Raw genomic sequence first — 19,659 nt, 5'->3', positions numbered from 1 at the left:
CGGGCTCCTCAGAACTGCAGGGACTTGGTCTGGAGGTACTCGGCCAGGCCGTGCGTGCCGAGCTCACGGCCGACGCCCGACTGCTTGTAGCCGCCGAAGGGGGCGCGGACGTTGAAGCGCCCGCCGTTGATGTCGACCTGCCCGGTGTCCATACGGCGTGCGAAGGCCACCGCCTCCGCCTCCTCGCCGGCCCAGACGGCGCCCGCGAGGCCGTAGACCGTGCCGTTGGCGATCCGCAGGGCGTCCTCCTCGTCCTCGTACCGCAGGATGGACAGGACCGGGCCGAAGATCTCCTCCTGGGCGACGGTCATCTCGGGGGTGACGTCCGCGAAGACGGTCGGACTGATGAAGTAGCCCTGCTCGCGCGGCGGTTCGCTGCCGCCGGCGACCAGCCGGGCCCCCTCGGCGACACCCTTCTCGATGTAGCCGAGCACCCGTGCCCGCTGCTTTTCGCTGACCACCGGACCGATGCGCTCGCCGTACTTCGCGGCGGCGGTCGCGGCCAGTTCCACGGCCTCGTCGTACTGGTCGGCGTGCACCAGCATCCGCGTCCAGGCGCTGCACGTCTGCCCGGAGTTGGACATGACGTTGGCGACGCCGACATTGACCGCGGCGGCCAGGTCGGCGCTCGGCAGGATGACATTGGCGGACTTGCCGCCGAGCTCCAGGGCGACCTTCTTGATCGCCGCGCCGGCCACCGCGCCGATCTGCCGGCCGACGGCGGTGGAGCCGGTGAAGGAGACCAGGTCGACGTCCGGGTGCTCGGCGAGCGCCTGCCCCGCGACCGGGCCCAGGCCGGTGACCAGGTTGAAGACGCCCGCCGGGATCCCGGCCTCGTGCACCGCCTCGGCGAAGAGCTGGGCGACCAGTGGGGTGTCCTCGGCGGGCTTGAGCACCACCGTGCAGCCGGCCGCGAGCGCCGGGGCGACCTTGGCGACGATCTGGTGGAGCGGGTAGTTCCAGGGCGTGATCGCGCCGACCACACCGATGGGCTCGAGGTACACGGTGGAGTTGCCGACCTTCTCCTCGAAGGCGTACGTCGCCGCCAGTTCGGCGTACGTGCCCGCGACCGCGATCGGCGCGCCCGCGTGCACCGACTGGGAGAACTTCGGCGGGGAGCCGAGTTCGGCGGTGACCGTCTCGGCGATCTCGTCCTTGCGGGCCGCCAGGGCGTCCCGGAGGGCGGATAGCCGTGCGGCCCGTTCGGCGGGCGGGGTCGCGGCCCAGCCCGGGAAGGCGGAGCGGGCGGCCCGTACGGCGGTGTCGACGTCGGCGGCGGTGCCGGCCGGGACCCGGCCGATGACCTGCTCGTCGGCCGGGTTGACCACCTCGATCACATCCCGGCCGGCGGCGGGGCGCCATCCGCCGTCGATGTACATGCCGTCGTGTGCCTTCATCACGCTTCCTCCCGGGCGGGCCGCATCGTCATCCGGCTCATAAACTAGCGGCGTTAGTTTTTGTGCGCCAGCCACCCCATGACATCAGAAGTCGACGCGCGCCTCGTCGTCCACCCTCCCCACCGCCTCCTGGCCGAATGCCTTCTCGTAGGCGCGGCGGATCTCCTCGATCCTGCGATCACCGACGTCCGCCCCCGTCTGCGGATACAGCAGGATCAGCTCGTACGACCGCTCCTTCTCGATCGCCCCGCTCCGGTCCCGCCACTGCCCGCGCCCGGACTGGATGGTCAGCCCGTCCGGGAAGTCCGGCGTGACCTCCTCGTCGACGAAGGCCGTGAACTGCTCGTCGGTGACCGCCGGGCCGCCGTCGGGGCGCGCGGTACCGAAGAACAACTGAGTCTCGATGTACGGCTCTCCCCGCGCCGGCCCGGCGGTGGCGCCGCCGTCGAGGGTGGCGTACGCGGCCGGCGCGCCGAGGACCAGCACGAGGCCAACGGCGGTGAGGACGGCCCGGGTTCGGGTGAAGTGCACGTTCATGGCACATAACTAGCCATACCGGACGGACTTCACTCCTCCAGATCGGGAAGGCGCGCCGGATCCGGGCAGATGCGCTCCCCGTGCTGGTCGAAGACGAACAGGTGGGCGATGTCGACGAGGAGCGGGACCTGCATACCGTGCCGGAGTTCGATGTCCGGGGTGGTGCGGACGATGAGGTCGCCGGGGAGGCGGCCCTCGGGCGGCGCGAGGTCGGGTCCGGCGTCGGCCGCGTGCTCCAGCGTCACCACCGGCCCGGCGCGCAGCGCGGCCGCGCGGTTGCGGAGCCGCTCGAGCACGGTGCCGGGCTCGCGGCGGCGGCGCCGGACCGGCGGGACGGGGCGCGGCGCCTCCAGGTCGGGTACGACGGCCGGCCGGGAGCCGGTGTTGAAGTGGACGAGGACCTCGTGGCCCTGGAACTCCACATGCTCGACGAGACCGGTGATGTGCGCCTCGCCGGGCCGGGCGGCGGCGGGCTTGGCGATGCGGACCGCCTCCGAACGCAGGCCCACGATGACCTCGCGGCCCTGCTGCACACGGAGCAGCTGATGGTCCAGGGAGAGAGGTTCGGGCAGCCGGAGGTACTGCTTGCCGAGGCTGATGGTCATCGCGCCGTCCAGCGGGGCTCGCACCATCCCGCGCAGCAGGTTGATGCGCGGGATGCCGATGAAGGCGGCGACGAAGACGTTGCGGGGCAGCGCGTAGACCGTGCGCGGGGCGCCGACCTGCTGGAGGACGCCGCCGCGCATGACGGCCACCCGGTCGCCGAGCGACATCGCCTCGGCCTGGTCATGGGTGACGTACACCGTGGTGACGCCCAACTCCCGGGTGAGGCCGCTGATTTCGGCGCGCAGGTGGTTGCGGAGTTTGGCGTCGAGATTGGACAGCGGCTCGTCCATCAGGAACGCGGTGGGGTGCCGGGCGATGGCCCGGCCCATGGCGACACGCTGGCGTTCGCCGCCGGAGAGCTGCGCGGGGAAGCGGTCCAGGAGGTCCTCGATGCCCAGCATGCGAGCGGTGGCGTCCACCCGTGGGCGCGGGTCCGCGCCGGGGGACTCGATGCGCAGCGGGAAGCCGATGTTGTCGCGGCTGGTCATGCTCGGGTAGAGGGCGAAGTTCTGGAACACCATCGCCATCCGGCGGGCGGCGGGCAGCAGGTCGTTGGCCACCTCGCCGTCCAGCAGCAGTTCGCCCTCGTCGATCTCCTCCAGACCGGCGATCATCCTGAGCACGGTGGACTTGCCGCAGCCGGACGGCCCGAGGAGGACGAGGAATTCGCCGGGCTCGATGTCCAGCGAGAGCCGGTCCACGACGCGGACGCCTCGCGTGTATGCCTTGCTCACGTCGTGCAGGGAGATGGCGCGTGTCATGACGGATGCCCCCGGGGGCTCAATCAGGCGGTCGAACGCTCCGTGCGGGTCGTACGGGGCGTATGAGTCACGGAAGTTAACGGAATGTGTGCGGCCGGGGGAAGGGAACGGGCCGGATCGGGCACGACGGTCCGTCAGGCGGACAAGCGGACGGCCGCATTCAGCGCCGGGGGCAGGCACCGTGGGCTCAGCGGCCGCGCTTCGGCTCCCGGGTCGCGATGAGATGGGCGTAGACGACGACATTGCCCGTGTAGCCGGTCCTGCGGTCGTAATTGCCGCCGCAGGTGATCAGCCGCAGTTCGGGACGGGATCGGGCGCCGTACACCTCGCGATTGGGGAACTTGTCCTTGCGGTACGTCTTGATGGCGTCGACGGAGTAGACGGCGGTCCGTCCGTCCGCGCGCCGGATCTCGATGCGCTTGCCGCGCTTGAGTTCGCCGAGGCCGCCGAAGACGGCGGGGCCGGTGTCGGTGTCGAGGTGGCCCACGGCGATGGCCGTGCCCGGCTCACCCGGGGAGGGCCCGTCCGCGTACCAGCCGACCAGGTCGGGCTTGTCCTCCGGGGGCGCGGGCAGGCGCCGCTCGCTGTCGAGGCGGAGGTCCATCAGCTCAGCGTCGACGCTGATGTAGGGGATGGCGAGGCGGGTCGCGCTGGACCGGGGCAGCGGGCGGGGGCCGGCGGGGCGCTTGGCGGCCTTCCCGGAAGGGGCGGGTTGAGCGGAGGGTGGGGGTGGAGGTGGGGATGGGGGCGGGGACTGAGTGCTCGCCGGGACCGTGGTCGGTGCCGTGCCGGCGGGAAGGTTCGCGGGCTCGCCGCCGTCGGCCGGTTCGGGCGAGGCCGGATACGCGTCGGCGCCCGGACCGTCCACGGCCGGGCGGGAGTCGGCTCGGAGGCCGGTGCCCTCCCCGCCGGCACCGGAGTCGGTGCCGGCGGCTCGGACCTCGGAGGCCTCTGCGGAGCCCGGAGCGGCCGTACCGGCCCCGGGCCCCTCGTGGTCGCACCGGACGAAGACCACCACCAGCGAGACGGTGAGTACGGCCGTTCTCGCCAGCCGGAAGGCGCGCCTGCGATACCAGGGCCTGCGTCTTCTACGCGCCATGCGTACGGCGACGGAGCCGGAACCACATCACCCCGCCCACCGCGGCCAGGCCGACGACGCCTGCGCCGGCGACCGTGGTGAACGCCTCGCCACGGGCGATCCCGCCGCCCCCGGCGGGCGGACCGCCCTGCGGGCCGGGCGGGGGCGTCGTCATCGAGGCCCGGCAGTCGACCGTGAACTGCTTCTGCCGCTCGGCGCCCGTCATGCCCGCGAACGACCAGGACAGCTGGTACTGCCCGTCGGGCAGGTTCAGGTCCTCGGTGTGGCCGATGCCGGTGTCGTTGGGGAGGTTGAGGGTCCCGCGGAGTGTGGCACCACCGGTCACCGGCGGCTGGGTCTCGATGCGCCAGGTGACGGCGTCGACGGTCTCGAAGCTGGCCGCGTCAAGGTAGAACCGGCAGACCCTCGGCTCGTCGATCGCGTCACCGTACTGTGTGCGCGGGACCCCGTCCCACGGCGCCGTGTGGATCTTGAGGGTGCCGTTGTCCCCGGGCGCCATCGGACTGGCTCCCGCGGGCGACCCGGAGAGCGGGGTGAGCGCGGCCGTGAGCGCCGTGACGGCGGCGATACGCAGTCCGGCGCGGCGTGGAAGAGACGTGGTGGGCATGCGAGTCCTCCGAGTCAGACGATTTTCGTACAAATCGCTCTTCGTCTGACTCTCTTTCACATGTGCACGACGAATCGGTGGAGCAGCGCCCGAGGTTCCGTCAGATTCCACTCTTTCGCCGCAAAGGAGACCTGGATCCGCGACGCCCATCGGCACCCTCGGCCTCCCCCGCCGTCTTCCCGGGCGCCCGCAGCGCTATCCCCGCCGACACCAGCAGCAGCCCGCCCAGCATCACGAACGGCGCCGCCACCCCCGCCAGGCCCGCAATCAGGCCCGCCGAGGCGGGCGCGGCCACCTGGCCGAGCCGGTTGCCGGTCAGCCGCAGGGCGAGGGCGGTGGAGCGGGCACCCTCGGGGGACGCCTGGACGACCGTCGTCATGGACAGCGGCTGGCCGACGCCGAGACAGAAGCCGAGCGCCGCCAGGATCAGGGCCAGCGCCCACACCGGCACCGGCAGCGCGATCCCGGCGCACAGCAGGGCGGCCAGCAGACAGGTCACGGTCAGCAGCAGGGTCCGGCCGAGCAGCCGCAGCAGGGGCGTCAGGACCAGGCGGCAGGCGATGGTGGCCGCCGCGCGCAGGCTGAGCAGGAGGCCGATCACCGAGGGCGCGATGCCCCGGTGCTCGCCGACCACCGGGAGATAGGCGGTGAGGATGTCGGTCGCCGACAGCACGGCGAGGCTGATGAAGATGCCGGCGGGTACGCCCCGGGCGCGCAGGATGCGCCGGACGGGGACACGTTCGCCCGGCGCCTCGCGCGACGCGGCCGTCGTACGGCTCTCTATGCGCCACAGCGAGCCGAGCGCGACCGCGCCGCCCGCGCCCGCCACCAGCAGGGCGAGCGCGCTGGTGCCCGCCATGTCCGGGCCGCCGATCAGCGCGCCCGCCGCGATCGGGCCGACCAGCTGGCCGAGGGAGGCACCGATGGTGAAGTGGCCGAAGTTGCGGTCCTGTTCGTGCGGGGCGGACTGGCGGGCGACGATCGACTGGGCGCCGATGACGAAGCAGAGGTGGCCGAGGCCCATCACCCCGCTCCAGATCGCCATCGCCCAGAGGGAGTCCGCGAGTCCGCTGAGGGCGCAGCCGCCGGAGATGAGGACGACACCGACGGGCAGCAGCGGCGCACAGCGGCCGTGGTCGGTACGGCGGCCCAGCGGTACGGCGGCGAACAGCGGGAGCAGGGCGTACACCCCCGCGATCACACCGATCGCCCGCTCGTCCGCGCCCAGCGCGAGGGCCCGGTAGGAGACGGCGGGCCGGGCCATCGACACCGCCCCCTGCGCGAAGCTGAAGGCGATGACGAGGCGGAGCAGCCAGCCGCGGTTCCCACCGGGCGCCATGATCGTGTCCTCCCAGAACTCTCGGAATTCGCTGAACGGCGCTCGTGGATCAGATGATTCCGAAGAGCAGTCCGGCGCCGAGGATGACGAGGCAGGTGAGGGCCGCCCACTTCACCACGAACTTGGTGTGGTCGCCGAACTCCACCTTGGCCATGCCGACCAGGACGTAGACGGCCGGCACGAGCGGGCTCGACATGTGCAGCGGCTGGCCGACCAGGGAGGCGCGGGCCATCTCCAGCGGGGTGACGCCGTGCGCCGCGCCGGCTTCGGCGAGGACCGGCAGGACGCCGAAGTAGAAGCCGTCGTTCGACATGAAGTAGGTGAGCGGAAGGCTCAGCACACCGGTGACCAGGGCCATGTGCGGGCCCATGCCCTCGGGGATGACGTCCACCATCCACTTGGCCATGTGGTCGACCATGCCGGTGCCCTGGAGGACGCCGGTGAAGACGGCGGCGGCGAAGACCATGCCGGAGACGTTGAGCACGTTGTCGGCGTGGGCGGCCAGACGTGCCTTCTGGTCGGGGATGTGCGGGAAGTTCACGGTGAGCGCGAGCGCGGCGCCGAGCAGGAACAGCACCGGGATCGGCAGCCACTCCATGATCATGGCGGTGAGCAGGACGACCGTCATCAGCGCGTTGAACCAGTAGAGCTTGGGGCGCAGCGTGGGCCGGTTGGGGTCGAGGGCCTGGAAGCGCTCGTCCTCGTCGGCCGCGGCGTCCTCGTCGTCGGTGCCGGAGCCCGAGCCGCCGGTGCCCGCCGGGGTCTTGGCCGTGCCGGAACCGCCGGCCCCCACCAGGACCGTCTCGGACTCCTTCTCCTCGACCAGGACCTCGTTCAGGGTGAGCACACCCAGGCGCTTGCGCTCGCGCAGACCGAGGAAGTACGAGAGGACGAACACGGCCAGCAGGCCGACGGCGAGGGCCGGGATCATCGGAACGAAGATGTCGCTGGCGTCGAGCTTGAGCGCGGTGGCGGCGCGGGCGGTCGGGCCGCCCCACGGCAGGGTGTTCATCACGCCGTTGGCCATCGCGGCCACACCGGTCATCACGACCAGGCTCATCTTCAGGCGCTTGTACAGCGGGTACATCGCCGAGACGGTGATCATGAAGGTGGTCGAGCCGTCGCCGTCGAGGGAGACGATCGCGGCGAGGATCGCCGTGCCGACGACGATCCGCATCGGGTCGGCCTTGCAGAATTTCAGGATGCCCCGAACGATCGGGTCGAAGAGGCCGACATCGATCATCACTCCGAAGTAGACGATCGCGAACATGAGCATCGCCGCGGTGGGGGCGAGGCTCGTGACGCCTTCGATGACGTAGTCACCGAGCTTGGCGCCCTTTCCGACGAAGGCGCAGAACAGTGCCGGAATCAGCACGAGCGCCGCGATCGGTGACATCTTCTTCATCATGATCAGGACCAGGAAGGTCGCGATCATGGCGAAGCCGAGGATGGTCAGCATGTGGATACCTAACGTTCGCCCTTGAACATCCCACGAGGGCCGGGGGTGCGACGACGTTAGGTCCCGCTGTGCAGCGTTAACAAGACGTTGACATGCGAGCAATAAGCGCAAAACTCCAGGTCAGAGCTTTACTCAGGTCAGAGCCGTGATCTTTTCGGACAGGGGGGCCACTTCGACGGGCACTCCGTTGAGCACCGCGTTGCCCGACAGCGGGTCGAGCAGGCTGCCGTCGAGGAGCTGGTTGACGTTGACGCCGGGGTCGATGGCGGCGTGGCCGAGACGGGTGCCGGGGCGGTCGTGACCCCAGCCGTGCGGCAGGCTCACCACCCCCGGGCGCACCGCGTCGGTGACCTCGGCGGGGGCGGTCACCTCTCCCCCGGCGCCCTTCAGGCGTACGGCCGCCCCGTCCCGTACCCCGAGCCGCTCGGCGTCCTCCGGGTGGATGTGCAGGGTGCAGCGGTTGGAGCCGCCGGTGAGGGCGGGCACGTTGTGCATCCAGCTGTTGTTGGAGCGCAGATGACGCCGGCCGACGAGGACCAGCCCGTCGGCGCGCTCGTGCAGGAACGCCCTCAGCCGGGGCAGATCGCCGGCGATGGGCCCCGGCAGCAGCTCCACCTTGCCGCCGGCGGTCTTCAGCGGCTGCGGAAGCCGGCTGGCGAGCGGCCCGAGGTCGATGCCGTGCGGATGCGCGAGCAGCCGCTCCAGGGTCAGCCCGTCGGGTCGTACCCCGAAGCCGTCGCCGTACGGGCCCAGGCGCAGCATCATGTCGAGCCGCCGCTCGGGGCCGCTCACACCGGTGAGCCGGGCGGCGAGTTCCTTCGGGTCGTGGCCGTGCACCGGCGAGTGGGGCTCCTTGACCGCCTTGCCGAGGGTCTGGTCGATGACCATCGCGTCGACGGCGCCCGGGTCGGCGCCGTGCATGCCCGTGGCGGCGAGGATCAGCCGGGCCAGGATCTCGGCCTCGGCCATGCGGCCGGGCTCCAGCGGGACGGCGGCGCGGGTGTAGCGGACCTGGTTGCGCACGGCGAGGGTGTTGAAGGCGAAGTCGTGGTGCGGGCTCTGCGAGGGCGGGGGCGGCGGCAGTACGACGTCGGCGTGGCGCGAGGTCTCGTTGAGGTACGGGTCGACGCTGACCATGAAGTCGAGGGAGCCGAGCGCCTTGTCGAGCCGATCGCCGTCGGGCGCCGACAGGACGGGGTTGGCGGCGATCGCGACGAGCGCCCGGATCGGCTCGCCGTCCTCGGTGGCGGTGTCGATCTCCTCGGCGAGCGCGGAGAGCGGCAACTCGCCCTTGGCCTCCGGGTGTCCACTGACCCGGGAGCGCCAGCGGCCCAGCGCGAACCCGCGGCCGGGTCCTGCCGGGCGGGGTGTCTTGTCGGTCGCGGCCTGCGGGAAGAGGGCGCCGCCGGGGCGGTCGAGGTTGCCGGTGAGGATGTTGAGGACGTCGACGAGCCAGCTGGCCAGGGTGCCGTGCGGGACGGTGCAGCTGCCGATGCGGCCGTAGACGGCGGCGGTGGGGGCGGCGGCGAGGTCGCGGGCGAGGGTGCGGATGGTACCGGCGTCGATGTCACAGGCCTCGGTCACGGCCTCGGGGGTGAAGTCCCGCACTTCCGCGCGCAGTTCCTCGACCCCTTGGACGTGCGGCGACAGTTCCCCCAGGGCGACCAGGTCCTCCTCGAACAGCACGTTGGCCATCGCCGCCAGCAGCAGCGCGTCGGTCCCGGGCCGGATCGCGAGATGCCGGTCGGCGAGCTTGGCGGTGCGGGTGCGGCGCGGGTCGATCACGGTGAGGGTGCCGCCGCGGGCCTTGAGCGCCTTGAGCTTGCCGGGGAAGTCGGGGGCGGTGCACAGACTGCCGTTGGACTCCAGGGGGTTGGCGCCGATGAGCAGCAGATGGTCGGTGTGGTCCAGGTCGGGCACGGGGATCGCGAGGGCGTCGCCGTAGAGCAGTCCGCTGGAGACATGCTTGGGCATCTGGTCGACCGTGGAGGCGGTGAAGACGCTGCGGGTGCCCAGGCCGGCGATCAGGACCGGCGGATAGAGCGCGCCGGCCACGGTGTGCACGTTGGGGTTGCCCAGCACGAGGCCCACCGAGTTCGGCCCGTACCGCTCGACGACCGGGCGGATGCCGGCCGCGATCGCGTCGAAGGCCTCCTCCCAGGTGGCCTCGCGGAGCTCGCCGTCCTTGCGCACGAGGGGGGTGCGCAGCCGGTCGGGGTCGCCGTCCACGGCCCCGAAGGAGGCGCCCTTGGGGCAGATGAACCCCTTGCTGAACACATCGTCGCGGTCACCTCGGGCACCGGTGACCTTGGTTCCCTCGATGGTGAGGGTCAGGCCGCAGGTGGCCTCGCACAGGGGGCAGATGCGCAGTGCGGTGCGGGACACGGGTCCTCCCGGAGGTGGCGGCGGCATTGACGCATGGACTCGGGTCGAGCATACCGACCGGTATGCACGCAGGGGAGCCCCAGCCGGGGATGAAGTCGAAAATTCGCGAGCCGTCGGACGGCGGGATGCCGCAGAGTTGCACCCCCTGCCGGTCCGGCGGGGCGGTCATTCCAGCACTCGCGCCAGATACGCCCGCAGCAGCTCCCGCGCCTCCACGAGGATCCGGTCGTCGCCCTCCGGAGCCATCCGGAAGGCCAGGTGGACCAGGGTGTCGGCGGTCTCGACGGCGACGAGGAAGGTGCGGCGCAGGTCCTCGTCCGGTTCGCGGTCGAGGTAGCCGGAGAGCAGGTCGGTGAGGCGGTCGGCGACCCGATGGTTGGGTTCGCCGCGGGTGCCGACGGGGATCTGGTTGCCGAAGTCGACGAGGGAGAAGCCGGGCGCGGTGCGCTTCATGGCGATGTACTCGTCGAGCACGGCGTCCATCGCCGTCTGCCAGCCTCCGGCGTCGGTCTCCTTGAGGCGCTCGGTGACGCGGGCCGTGTAGCGCTCCAGGTTGCGCTGGGCGAGCGCGTCGGCCATCTGCCGTTTGTTGCCGAAGAAGCGGTAGACCGAGCCGATGGGCACGCCGGCCCGCTGGGCGACGGCTCGGGTGCTGAGATCGTCGTAGCCGACCTCGTCGAGGAGGTCGGCGCAGGCGTCGAGGATCCTGGTCAGCCGTTCGGCGCTGCGCCGCTGCACGGGCGCCCGGCGTAGCGATGCTGGATGGGGCACGGTCTTCATGATGCCTTTCCGCCTCGGTCGGGTGAACCCTGACCCCCGGTACGGAAGCGGGTACCCGGTGCGCTCAGTGCCGCGGTGGACGGTGTCGCTCCCGGCGCCGCGGCCGTCTCCGCCTCGGACGCCGTGACGTCGGCCGTGCTCTCGACCGGCTTCCCGTCCACGGCCCACACCGTGCCGTCGTCGGCGTACAGCCGGACCGTGACCTGGTGCGTGCCCCGCGGGACCAGGCCGGACGGGAGGCGGTGGTCGGGGGCTCGGAGTCGGGCGACCAGCCGGCCGTCCACGAAGAGGTACGCGAGCCCGCGCCCGGCCACCGCCTGCGCCTTCATGCCTGGAGGCGAGAAGCGGAAGTCGCGCAGCGTGAGCCGCACGTCCCAGCCTCCCCCACCGGCGTCGTCCGGGTCCGGCTGCACCTGGACGGCGACGTCGGGGGCGTCGTCCTCGGGCACCTCGCGGTAGTGCCGTCCGTCGCCGTCGGTGTCGTCGAGGACCTTGCCCACCGGCGAGGGCGATATCCCGCCGTCGCCCTGGTTCCGCGCAGCACCGGAGCCGCAGCCAGCGGTTCCGGTCAGCAGCAGGACACAGACCGCGAGCGCGGTGAGAGAGGTCCGCGTCCACGACATGCCCGGAGACTAGAACACCGGTCCGACAGCCGAATCCCCCTTGAGTCGGGTTGGCGTCCGGTTCTCGTCGTACTCGCAGCGGAGTCCGGCTGATCTCTTGCGCGGATGAAAACGCAATCCTACGGTGAAGCATAGGAATCAGATCTCAAGGGAGCGATCATGAGCGGGGACGCGCGGAAGACCGCGGAAGGGCTGACCTACCTCACCGGTTTCGGCAACGAGCACAGCTCGGAGGCGGTGCCCGGCGCCCTCCCCGAGGGCCGCAACTCACCCCAGCGTGCCCCGCTGGGCCTCTACGCGGAGCAGCTGAGCGGTACGGCGTTCACCGAGCCGAGGGCGCACAACCGCCGCTCGTGGCTGTACCGCATCCACCCGTCGGCCGCCCATCCGGCGTTCACCCGCACGGACAACGGCGCGATCCGTACGGCGCCCTTCACGGAGTCGGTGCCGGACCCGAACCGCCTGCGCTGGAACCCTCTGCCCGAGCCCGCGCCCGGCACCGACTTCCTCGCCGGCCTGTGGACCCTGGGCGGCAACGGCGACGCCACCCAGCGCACCGGCATGGCCGTGCACCTGTATCACGCCAACTCCTCGATGGACCGCGTCTTCAGTGACGCCGACGGCGAGCTGCTGATCGTGCCGGAGCAGGGCGGGCTGCTGCTGCGCACGGAGTTCGGAATGCTGCATGTGGAGCCGGCACACGTGGCGCTGATTCCACGTGGGGTGCGCTTCCGTGTGGAGCTGCTTGATGACTCTGCCCGCGGTTATGTGTGCGAGAACTATGGGGCGCCCTTCCACCTGCCCGACCTCGGTCCGATCGGCGCCAACGGGCTCGCGAACGCCCGGGACTTCATGGCCCCGGTGGCGGCCTACGAGGAGGTCGAGGGCCCCGTGGAGGTGGTGAACAAGTTCTGCGGCAACCTCTGGACGGCCAACTACGACCACACCCCCCTCGACGTCGTCGCCTGGCACGGCAACCATGTGCCGTACGTATACGACCTGCGCCGTTTCAATGTGATCGGCACCATCTCCTACGACCACCCCGACCCGTCGATCTTCACGGTGCTGACGTCCCCGTCGGACACACCGGGCCTCGCGGGTGTCGACTTCGTCGTGTTCGCCCCGCGCTGGCTGGTGGGCGAGAACACGTTCCGGCCGCCGTACTTCCACCGGAACGTGATGAGCGAGTACATGGGCCTCGTCGAGGGCGCCTACGACGCGAAGGCGGAGGGCTTCGTGCCGGGCGGCGGCTCGCTGCACAACATGATGTCGGCGCACGGCCCGGACCGGGAGACGTTCGATCGCGCGAGCGCGGCGGAGCTGAAGCCGCACAAGATCGACGACGGTCTGGCCTTCATGTTCGAGACCCGCTGGCCGGTGACGCTGACACCCCAGGCGGCCGGGGCGGAGCACCTGCAGCGCCGCTACGACGACGTCTGGCAGGGCATGGAGCGTCACTTCCGCCCCTTGCAGTAAAGATCCCCTACCGGTACGGATGGCCCCGTGACCTCCTTCGCCCCTGACTCGATCGTCCTGAACCGCAAGCTGCCGCTCTGGTACCAGGTCTCGCAGTCGCTGCGCGCCTCGATACTTGGTCGCCGTCCGCAGGACCCGCTGCGCCTGCCCACCGAGGAGCAGTTGGCCGAGCACTACGGCGTGAGCGTGCTGACCATGCGCCAGGCGCTCAAGGAGCTCGAGGACGAGGGCCTGATCACGCGCCATAGAAGGCGCGGCACGTTCATCGAGCCGGACGTCCGCCGGGGTGCCCCGGTGCGGCTGCTCGGCTCGGTGGACGCGATCGTGGCCCAGCAGTCCGGCATGGCGACCGAACTGCTGGAGCACGGCAGGGTGCGGGTGCCGCCCGAACTCGCCGAGTACTTCCCGGACGTCGACGAGGTGGCGACGTACCACCGGTTGCGCAGCGATGAGAAGACGGGCGAGCCGACCAATCACGCCCGCAACTACGTCCGCCCCGAACTGGCCGCGCGGATCGATCTGGACGACCTGGTGCGCTGGCCGATGACCAAGGTGCTGCGGGACGTCGTCGGGGCGGACATAAGCCGCATCACGGACACGGTCGAGGCCCGCCTGGCCGATCCGGAGACGGCCCGGCTCCTCCAAGTCCCGCTGCTGAGCCCGATCCTGCACTACACGGGCGTGACCTACGACACGGCCGGGCGAGTGCTGGACGCGGCGGTCATCCACTACCGGGGCGACCGCTTCTCCTTCACGGTGACCTTGGAGGCGACCTGACCCCGGTGTCACAGCCAAGTCGTACGATGCCCAGCGTGACGCACGACGACGCTCCGCTGCTCGCGGACCTCATGCCGTGGTCCGTCGCACCGCCGCGGCTCGGCCGGGGGTGGCCGACGGGCCCCGACGCGGCGTCCCTGAAGGCCCGCTGGGACGCGTTCGTGAAGGCCGAGGGCCCGGACCGGGAGGCCCTGCTGGAGCCGACGCGCTCCCGCACCCTGCATTCGGCGGTCGGACAGCTGCCCGGCCGGTCCACCGGCACGGAGAAGCTGATCCGCGCCTCCGGCCCCTGCCCGGAGCCGGTACGCGTCCTGCACGCCCCCTTCGACGAGCAGTGGCTGATCCCCGACCACCGTCTGATCGACGCGGCCCGCCCCGAGCTGTGGCGGGTGAGGGACGAGCACCAGATCTTCGTCCTGGAGACGCCGGAGTCCCGCCTGCTGGCGACCTCCCTGCTCCCCCTGCTCCGCCCGGGCCGCGTCCGCCCGCTGTACCGCCGCCCGGGCGGCACGGAACCCAATCTGGCGCCGGGCCTCCTGGAGTACCTCCGCGACCGGCTGGACGGACCGGTCGAGCCGCCGGACCTGCTCGCCTGGACGGTGGCGGCCGTACGACCGGACCTCACGGTCCCCCTCACCTCCGACCCCGAACTCTGGGCACGCGGCGTGGAGTCGGGCCACCGCGCCCTGTGGCTGATGCGGCGCGACGGCGACCGCCCGAAGCTGCCCGGCGGCCGCCGCCCGTACGTCCGCGCGCCGCTCCCCTCCCGTCCGCTGACGCTGGAGTACGACCGCGACGAGGAGGCCCTGCTGCTGGGCGAGGGCCGCATCTCACCGGTCCCGCCACAGGCCTGGGACTACGAGGTGGCCGGCGTGAAGGTCCTGGAGCAGTGGTTCACCGCCCGCGTCACGGAGCCCGAGCCGGGCACCCTGGCGGCGATCCGCCCGGCGACCTGGCCGCAGGCGTGGACGTCGGAGCTGCTGGAACTGATCACGGTGCTGGCCCTGCTGGCGGAACTCCAGCCATTCGACCAGGAGTTGACGGCCCCCATCACCGCGACCGACCTCCGCAGGGCCGGCGTCCTGCCGGTGCCGGAGCCGGCACGCCGCCCGGCATCCGTCCTGGACCACCACGAGGAAGGCCCAGAAGGCCAGTTCGCGTTGCTCTGACCAACCTCAGGAGCGCGGGACTGTATCGGCACTCCCCTGACGCGAACCGGGGTCAAAGGCATCCAGCACCCGATCCAGCGCCCGCCGGAACACCGCCTCCAGATCGATCGGCCCGCTGTCCGCCATGAACGCCGCGGCGAGCAGCGGATATTGGCCGGTGGCGACCTGGCTGCCGAGATACGCGATGCGCACCGCGTTCTCCTCCTCCTCGGACCACGGCATGGACCGGGTGCGCTCGGCCGTGGCGATCTCGTTCGCGGTGTACGTCGTCACGACACCGTTGAGCAGCGCGACCAGCTCCATCTTCACGCTGTACGGAACGTCGAGCGGTTCCAGACAGGCCAGACAGTGCTCCAGATAGCGCAGGGTGTTGGGGCTGAAGCCGTACACCCCTGACATCAGCCGCGGCACCCAGGTATGGCGGTGCATGATGTCGCGGGTCTCCTGCGCGTTGCGGACCATGTCGGCGCGCCAGTCGCCCGAGGGCTCCCGGATGTCGTGCTCGGCACCCACCGCGTCGATCATCAGCTCGTACAGGTCCTCCTTACGGGGGACGTAGTTGTACAGCGACATCGTCCCGCAGCCCAGCTCGGCCGCGACATGCCGCATGGACACGGCATCCAGCCCGCGCGCGTCGGCGATGCGCACCGCCGCGGCCGCGACGTCCGCACGCGTGAACGCGGGCCTGGGACCGCGCCCGGTCCGCTCGGGACGCGCCCAGATCACTTCGGGTACGGCAGCTCGGCCCGCCATCGATCATCACCTCGGCCACCATCCTAGTTACGTACAGCGTACGTAGTGCGCTAAGGTCGAGACATGACTTCTACGTACGCTGTACTTAGTGAAGGTCTGGAGAAGCGGTTCGGCGAGGTCCATGCCCTGCGCGGCCTCGATCTGGCCGTGGCGCAGGGCACCGTCTGCGGGCTCCTGGGGCCGAACGGGGCGGGCAAGACCACGGCGATCCGGCTACTCACCACACTTCTGCGTCCGGACGCCGGCTCGGCCCGTGTCGCCGGGCACGACCTGCTGCGGGACCCGGCGGCCGTCCGGCGCCACATCGGCGTCACCGGCCAGTACGCCTCGGTCGACGGCGACCTCACCGGCCGCGAGAATCTCGGGCTGTTCGCCCGGCTGCACCGGGTGCGCGGGCCGGCCGAGCGGGCCGCCGAGCTGCTGGACCGCTTCGGGCTGACCGAGGCGGCCGACCGGCCCGCGTCCACGTACTCGGGCGGGATGCGCCGCCGTCTCGACCTGGCCGCGAGCCTCGTGCGCCGCCCCGACGTGCTGTTCCTGGACGAGCCCACGACCGGCCTCGACCCCGCGAGCCGCAACCGGATCTGGGACGCCGTACGGCAGCTGACCGCCGACGGCACGACCGTGCTGCTGACCACGCAGTACCTGGAGGAGGCCGATCAACTCGCCGACGACATCGCCCTGGTGGACCGGGGCCGAGTGGCGCAGAGGGGTTCGCCGGCCCAGTTCAAGGCGGCCATCGGCGCGCATGTCGAGGTCGTCGTCACCGACGCCGACCTGATGGCGAAGGCGGCGGCCGTGCTGGATCAACTCACTGGTGCCGAACCGTCGTTCGACCTCGAGCGGCGCGCCGTCGGCGCGGTCACCCGGGACACCACGCTCACCCTCCCCCACCTGGTGCGCGAACTCGACGCGGCGGGCGTGCCCTTGCTCGACGCGAGCCTGAAACCACCGACTCTCGACGATGTGTTCCTGCGACTCACTCAGGAAGAGGAGCGTGCGGCATGAGCACCCTTGCGTATGACGGCGGCGCGATGCTGGGCCGGCAGCTGCGGCGGCTCCGCAACAACCCGGGGCTGCTGATCCTGACCCAGACCATGCCGATCACCATGCTGCTGTTCTTCGGCTACGTCTTCGGCAGCGCCCTGGCGATGCCCGGCGCGGAGTACCGGTCCTTCCTGGTGCCCGGCCTGCTGGTGGCGACCGCGGCCAACGGGCTGATGACCGGCATGTTCCAGGCCGCCCAGGACACCCACCGCGGCGTGATGGACCGCTTCCGGACGCTGCCGATGAGCCGGGCCGCCGTGCCGCTGGGACAGGCCGCCGCGGATCTGCTCGTGACGGCCGCCGGAACCGTGCCGTTCCTGCTGGTCGGCCTCGCGGTGGGCTGGCGGATCGAGGGATCCGCACTCGAAGCGGCGGGCGCGGTGGCGCTGTTGCTGCTGTTCCGGTTCGCCACGGCGTGGGTCGGGATATTCCTCGGGCTGCTGACCCGAAACGAGGAGGCCGCCGGTCAGCTGGGCGGGGCGACCTTCATCCTGCCCCTGCTGTCCAACGCGTACATCCCGACCGACGGTCTGCCGGGCTGGCTGCGCACGATCGCCGAGTGGAATCCGATCAGCGCGGTCACCACGGCCCTGCGGGACCTCTTCGGCAACGCACCGGTGCCGGACGGTGCGGCCTGGCCGGTGGCCCACCCCGTCGCCGGGACATTGGCCTGGTGCGCGGTGCTGCTCGCGGTGTTCGCGCCGCTCGCGGTGCGCCGGTACACGCGTGGCGGGCACTGAGAAACGAGCGGGGCGGGTGGAGTCGGAGGACGTGCCCGCGCCCGGGTAGCACGTCGGGGCGCCGCTGCGTGCCGTGGGGATGACGGCGGCGACAGCGCTGTACGGCGCCGGGACGTGTGTGTTGCCGGGCGCGGGCCTGTGGGTCGCTCGAGAGCCGGTGCGGTCAGCGTCCGCCGAACAGCGAACGCCGGAGCCGGCGCAGCGGGGCGAAGAGCGAGACACGGCGGACCCGCGCGCCCCGGTCGCTGCGCTCGTGCGTGGTGTCACGACTGGTCAGCTCAAGCATCAACGAGGTCGCCTCGGCCGCCTCTCGCTGCGGCACGGCGGGGCCCGCCAGCACCGAGAGATGGCGGTCGAGGCGCGAACTGGTCGCGCTGCTCCCGCAGGTGATCGCAGGGACCCTGGCCCTGCTGCGCACTGTTATCTGATCCATGTCACTCCCCACCCGTACGAGTCCACCCGGCCCGGGCAGGTTAACCCTATCGCCCCGGTGGGGCACTCGTGTATCGCGGTCACAGGATTCACCTTCCCCGTAAGGGTGTTGACGACCCGTCCACGATTACTCTCCGAATCCAACCGATTTCAGGGCGAGTTGGACAACCGGCTGGCTGGTGGGCTGCGGTGACCCCCCGTCGGGCTCGACGGTCACAGCCAGTGACGTCGCCGACTTGTCGAGACCGGCCGCCACCAAGGGCGTGTCACCGTCGAAAAGCCCGAGGGAGCGCGGTTGCACATCGGGGCGCATCTGCCAGAGCTGGTGCACCCGGCCGCCGGGCGGCTCGCCGTATCCGCTCAGAGTGACGACCGCGCGCCCCTCCGATGCGGAGGCGACGACTCCGATCGTCCGGCCCTGTTTGTCCTCGCCGGTGCTCGCGCGGGCGTCCGGGGCCGCCAGAACGTTAGCGATCTCACTCGCCCGCGCCCGCTGGGCGTCCAGCTGATCCTGCGACTTGTTCGCCTGGACGGCGAAGAGGGAGGCGACGACGAGGGCCGCGGCGGCCGTGGCCGTGGCGAACGGCGCGAACAAGGGGCGCTGCCTGGGCACACGGGTGCGCGGCGGCGGCTGGGTGCCCCACACATGGGGCGGCAACTGAGTGCCACGCGCGCGTGCCTGCTCCCGGCCGACGGGCACCTGCGGAGTCGCCCGTACGGCGGCCAGGACCCGGTCGCGCATCGCGGCCGGCGGCGCGGCGGCCGTCGACCAGGCGAGGCGGACCGCGTCCTCGGAGAGGGCGCGCACCTCGGCCGCGCAGATGTCACAGGTCCTCAGGTGCTTCTCGAAGCGGAGCCGCTCACCGGGCTCCAGGGCGTCGAGGGCGTAGGGCGCGGCCAGGGAGTGCAGGTCCTCGCGGCGCAGCAGGCGGTCGACGAAGCTCACGCGACACCTCCCAGGCACTTGCGCAGCTGGGTGAGTCCGTCGCGCATCCGGGTCTTGACCGTGCCCAGCGGCAGCGAGAGCCGCTCGGCCACCTCACGGTACGTGTAGCCGTCGTAGTAGGCGAGGGTGACGGACTGGCGCTGGAGGGCGGTGAGGCGTTCGAGGCAGCGGCGCACCCACTCGCGTTCGAGGCCGGCCTCGACCTCCTCGGCGACATGGTCGAAGGCGGGGTGATTCGCGCGGAGCGCCTCGCGCTGCTCGCGCTCGCCGGCCGCGCGGGCGCTGCGCACCCGGTCGACGGCGCGGCGGTGGGCGAGGGTGAGGATCCAGGACAGGGCACTGCCCCGGCCGGGGTCGAACTTCGCCGCGGACCGCCACAGTTCGAGCAGCACTTCCTGCGCCACCTCCTCCGATTGGGCGGGGTCGCGCACCACGCGCCGCACCAGCCCGTACACCGGGCCGGAGACCAGCGCGTACAGCTCCTCGAACGCCTTCTGATCACCGCCCGCCACGAGCACCAGCAGCTCGTCCGCCTCCAACTCGTCTCCCCCTCCCGCCAGACCGCATCTCGGCCGTCTTGTCCCACGAGGTATTCGCAACGAACACACCTCCGGATGGGGTTACGGATCAGCGGGCCGAAAATGCAGGTCGAGCAGCCGCGAAATTTGTTTTCGAGATCGACCAATCCGGCCCGCCCCCGGCTCCGAATCCCGGTGCGTCAGGCAA

19 protein-coding genes are annotated in these 19,659 nt (G+C 71.5%); 5 read left to right on the top strand and 14 right to left on the bottom strand.

The features are described 5' to 3' along the window. Positions 1-8: 8 nt before the first annotated feature. The 10 genes from ACFQ6S_RS33930 to ACFQ6S_RS33885 form a co-directional block, all read right to left on the bottom strand. Entirely contained in the window at positions 9-1,397 is a 1,389-nt protein-coding gene (locus ACFQ6S_RS33930; RefSeq protein ID WP_383418374.1) for an aldehyde dehydrogenase family protein, read from the bottom strand. An 84-nt stretch (positions 1,398-1,481) separates the two neighbouring features. Next, positions 1,482-1,934 carry a DUF3574 domain-containing protein gene (locus ACFQ6S_RS33925; protein ID WP_383418373.1) on the bottom strand — a complete coding sequence of 151 codons (453 nt, stop codon included), beginning with the start codon at positions 1,932-1,934 and terminating at the stop codon, positions 1,482-1,484. Positions 1,935-1,963: 29 nt separating this feature from the next. After that, positions 1,964-3,301, bottom strand: coding sequence for an ABC transporter ATP-binding protein (locus ACFQ6S_RS33920; protein WP_383418371.1), 1,338 nt, complete (start codon positions 3,299-3,301; stop codon positions 1,964-1,966). A gap of 187 nt (positions 3,302-3,488) precedes the next feature. Further along, positions 3,489-4,400, bottom strand: a complete 912-nt coding sequence (locus ACFQ6S_RS33915; RefSeq protein ID WP_383418369.1) for a class F sortase — start codon at positions 4,398-4,400, stop codon at positions 3,489-3,491. After that, positions 4,390-5,007: a hypothetical protein gene (locus tag ACFQ6S_RS33910; RefSeq protein WP_383418367.1), complete on the bottom strand. Its 618-nt coding sequence runs from the start codon at positions 5,005-5,007 to the stop codon at positions 4,390-4,392. Before ACFQ6S_RS33910 ends, ACFQ6S_RS33915 begins: the two co-directional genes overlap by 11 nt. 100 nt (positions 5,008-5,107) lie before the next feature. Further along, a complete protein-coding gene (locus ACFQ6S_RS33905) occupies positions 5,108-6,346 on the bottom strand; it encodes an MFS transporter (RefSeq protein WP_383418365.1) in 1,239 nt (412 codons plus the stop codon). A 49-nt stretch (positions 6,347-6,395) separates the two neighbouring features. Beyond that, positions 6,396-7,805: a CitMHS family transporter gene (locus ACFQ6S_RS33900; RefSeq protein WP_383418362.1), complete on the bottom strand. Its 1,410-nt coding sequence runs from the start codon at positions 7,803-7,805 to the stop codon at positions 6,396-6,398. A 132-nt stretch (positions 7,806-7,937) separates the two neighbouring features. Beyond that, the gene (locus ACFQ6S_RS33895) at positions 7,938-10,190 is read right to left on the bottom strand and encodes a molybdopterin oxidoreductase family protein (RefSeq protein ID WP_383418360.1); all 2,253 of its coding nucleotides are present in this window, start codon (positions 10,188-10,190) and stop codon (positions 7,938-7,940) included. Positions 10,191-10,355: 165 nt separating this feature from the next. Beyond that, positions 10,356-10,970, bottom strand: coding sequence for a TetR family transcriptional regulator (locus ACFQ6S_RS33890; protein ID WP_383418358.1), 615 nt, complete (start codon positions 10,968-10,970; stop codon positions 10,356-10,358). Continuing rightward, positions 10,967-11,593 (bottom strand): hypothetical protein, encoded by a 627-nt coding sequence (locus ACFQ6S_RS33885; protein WP_383418356.1) that lies wholly within the window; start codon positions 11,591-11,593, stop codon positions 10,967-10,969. Before ACFQ6S_RS33885 ends, ACFQ6S_RS33890 begins: the two co-directional genes overlap by 4 nt. A gap of 159 nt (positions 11,594-11,752) precedes the next feature. On the opposite strand from ACFQ6S_RS33885, the gene hmgA reads away from it, so the two are divergent. Genes hmgA through ACFQ6S_RS33870 form a run of 3 tightly spaced genes read left to right on the top strand, consistent with a single transcriptional unit; the run spans position 11,753 to position 15,015 of the window. Then, the gene (hmgA, locus tag ACFQ6S_RS33880) at positions 11,753-13,069 is read left to right on the top strand and encodes a homogentisate 1,2-dioxygenase (protein ID WP_383418355.1); all 1,317 of its coding nucleotides are present in this window, start codon (positions 11,753-11,755) and stop codon (positions 13,067-13,069) included. A gap of 27 nt (positions 13,070-13,096) precedes the next feature. Continuing rightward, entirely contained in the window at positions 13,097-13,846 is a 750-nt protein-coding gene (locus tag ACFQ6S_RS33875; RefSeq protein WP_383418353.1) for a GntR family transcriptional regulator, read from the top strand. A 26-nt stretch (positions 13,847-13,872) separates the two neighbouring features. After that, complete coding sequence (locus ACFQ6S_RS33870) at positions 13,873-15,015, top strand: type ISP restriction/modification enzyme (RefSeq protein ID WP_383418351.1); 1,143 nt, start codon at positions 13,873-13,875, stop codon at positions 15,013-15,015. A 6-nt stretch (positions 15,016-15,021) separates the two neighbouring features. On the opposite strand, the gene ACFQ6S_RS33865 is transcribed toward ACFQ6S_RS33870, so the two are convergent. Next, positions 15,022-15,768 carry a TetR/AcrR family transcriptional regulator C-terminal domain-containing protein gene (locus tag ACFQ6S_RS33865; RefSeq protein ID WP_383418350.1) on the bottom strand — a complete coding sequence of 249 codons (747 nt, stop codon included), beginning with the start codon at positions 15,766-15,768 and terminating at the stop codon, positions 15,022-15,024. Between the two features lie 63 nt (positions 15,769-15,831). Between ACFQ6S_RS33865 and ACFQ6S_RS33860 the strand changes: the two genes are divergently transcribed. Both ACFQ6S_RS33860 and ACFQ6S_RS33855 read left to right on the top strand, forming a co-directional pair. Beyond that, positions 15,832-16,776 carry an ATP-binding cassette domain-containing protein gene (locus tag ACFQ6S_RS33860; RefSeq protein WP_383418349.1) on the top strand — a complete coding sequence of 315 codons (945 nt, stop codon included), beginning with the start codon at positions 15,832-15,834 and terminating at the stop codon, positions 16,774-16,776. Beyond that, positions 16,773-17,555, top strand: a complete 783-nt coding sequence (locus ACFQ6S_RS33855; protein WP_383418347.1) for an ABC transporter permease — start codon at positions 16,773-16,775, stop codon at positions 17,553-17,555. The genes ACFQ6S_RS33860 and ACFQ6S_RS33855 overlap by 4 nt, the downstream gene beginning before the upstream one ends. A gap of 163 nt (positions 17,556-17,718) precedes the next feature. Here ACFQ6S_RS33855 and ACFQ6S_RS33850 read toward each other — a convergent pair whose 3' ends face one another. From ACFQ6S_RS33850 to ACFQ6S_RS33840, 3 genes are all read right to left on the bottom strand, one after another. Further along, entirely contained in the window at positions 17,719-17,988 is a 270-nt protein-coding gene (locus tag ACFQ6S_RS33850; RefSeq protein WP_383418345.1) for a hypothetical protein, read from the bottom strand. A 126-nt stretch (positions 17,989-18,114) separates the two neighbouring features. Further along, positions 18,115-18,933, bottom strand: coding sequence for an anti-sigma factor domain-containing protein (locus tag ACFQ6S_RS33845; protein ID WP_383418344.1), 819 nt, complete (start codon positions 18,931-18,933; stop codon positions 18,115-18,117). After that, a complete protein-coding gene (locus tag ACFQ6S_RS33840) occupies positions 18,930-19,472 on the bottom strand; it encodes a sigma-70 family RNA polymerase sigma factor (protein ID WP_383418342.1) in 543 nt (180 codons plus the stop codon). The genes ACFQ6S_RS33845 and ACFQ6S_RS33840 overlap by 4 nt, the downstream gene beginning before the upstream one ends. Positions 19,473-19,659 lie beyond the last annotated feature (187 nt).

It is taken from the genome of Streptomyces sp. NPDC056479, from assembly GCF_042795335.1.
Classification (GTDB): domain Bacteria; phylum Actinomycetota; class Actinomycetes; order Streptomycetales; family Streptomycetaceae; genus Streptomyces.
Note: the sequence above shows the minus strand (reverse complement) of the source record. Positions and strands in the feature narration are given on the sequence as shown.

What these genes read in the sequence shown, in the direction of transcription:
- hmgA (WP_383418355.1), top strand. Translation starts at nt 11,753, where the DNA reads ATGAGCGGGGACGCGCGGAAGACCGCGGAAGGGCTGACCTACCTCACC.
- ACFQ6S_RS33905 (WP_383418365.1), bottom strand. Translation starts at nt 6,346, where the DNA reads ATGGCGCCCGGTGGGAACCGCGGCTGGCTGCTCCGCCTCGTCATCGCC.
- ACFQ6S_RS33900 (WP_383418362.1), bottom strand. Translation starts at nt 7,805, where the DNA reads ATGCTGACCATCCTCGGCTTCGCCATGATCGCGACCTTCCTGGTCCTG.
- ACFQ6S_RS33920 (WP_383418371.1), bottom strand. Translation starts at nt 3,301, where the DNA reads ATGACACGCGCCATCTCCCTGCACGACGTGAGCAAGGCATACACGCGA.
- ACFQ6S_RS33890 (WP_383418358.1), bottom strand. Translation starts at nt 10,970, where the DNA reads ATGAAGACCGTGCCCCATCCAGCATCGCTACGCCGGGCGCCCGTGCAG.
- ACFQ6S_RS33855 (WP_383418347.1), top strand. Translation starts at nt 16,773, where the DNA reads ATGAGCACCCTTGCGTATGACGGCGGCGCGATGCTGGGCCGGCAGCTG.
- ACFQ6S_RS33930 (WP_383418374.1), bottom strand. Translation starts at nt 1,397, where the DNA reads ATGAAGGCACACGACGGCATGTACATCGACGGCGGATGGCGCCCCGCC.
- ACFQ6S_RS33850 (WP_383418345.1), bottom strand. Translation starts at nt 17,988, where the DNA reads ATGGATCAGATAACAGTGCGCAGCAGGGCCAGGGTCCCTGCGATCACC.
- ACFQ6S_RS33885 (WP_383418356.1), bottom strand. Translation starts at nt 11,593, where the DNA reads ATGTCGTGGACGCGGACCTCTCTCACCGCGCTCGCGGTCTGTGTCCTG.
- ACFQ6S_RS33860 (WP_383418349.1), top strand. Translation starts at nt 15,832, where the DNA reads ATGACTTCTACGTACGCTGTACTTAGTGAAGGTCTGGAGAAGCGGTTC.
- ACFQ6S_RS33865 (WP_383418350.1), bottom strand. Translation starts at nt 15,768, where the DNA reads ATGGCGGGCCGAGCTGCCGTACCCGAAGTGATCTGGGCGCGTCCCGAG.
- ACFQ6S_RS33925 (WP_383418373.1), bottom strand. Translation starts at nt 1,934, where the DNA reads ATGAACGTGCACTTCACCCGAACCCGGGCCGTCCTCACCGCCGTTGGC.
- ACFQ6S_RS33870 (WP_383418351.1), top strand. Translation starts at nt 13,873, where the DNA reads ATGCCCAGCGTGACGCACGACGACGCTCCGCTGCTCGCGGACCTCATG.
- ACFQ6S_RS33915 (WP_383418369.1), bottom strand. Translation starts at nt 4,400, where the DNA reads ATGGCGCGTAGAAGACGCAGGCCCTGGTATCGCAGGCGCGCCTTCCGG.
- ACFQ6S_RS33910 (WP_383418367.1), bottom strand. Translation starts at nt 5,007, where the DNA reads ATGCCCACCACGTCTCTTCCACGCCGCGCCGGACTGCGTATCGCCGCC.